The organism is Anaerococcus lactolyticus ATCC 51172, assembly GCF_000156575.1.
Lineage (GTDB): Bacteria > Bacillota > Clostridia > Tissierellales > Peptoniphilaceae > Anaerococcus > Anaerococcus lactolyticus.
The window spans coordinates 1-229 of record NZ_GG666212.1 but is presented as its reverse complement, the minus strand read 5'-3'; the positions used below and the strand labels follow the sequence as shown (position 1 = coordinate 229).

Here is a 229-nt window from a genome sequence, read left to right as displayed (position 1 = left end):
AGTTCCATATGGCTTGATCTCCGATACCATCTGCTCGACAGATATGCTGTCCTCATGCTTGTATTCTTTAGCCATGATGAAAGATTGGTTAAAGTTGGAAATCAAAAACCTAAGGAGGGAACAAATGAATATATATGCATCAAACACGTCAGTTGCATATCAAAAAGAAACTGTGCCATCATGATTGACTTGATGCATTGATTACAATCTTTACTGCCTTTTGGTTGGG

Annotated in this window: 1 protein-coding gene; it reads left to right on the top strand. The window is 38.0% G+C overall.

The window, feature by feature from the left end; all coding sequences use genetic code 11:
• The coding region (locus HMPREF0072_RS12380) for a hypothetical protein (protein WP_211204261.1) at positions 1-184 on the top strand (184 nt) is incomplete at its 5' end.
• Positions 185-229: the final 45 nt, after the last annotated feature.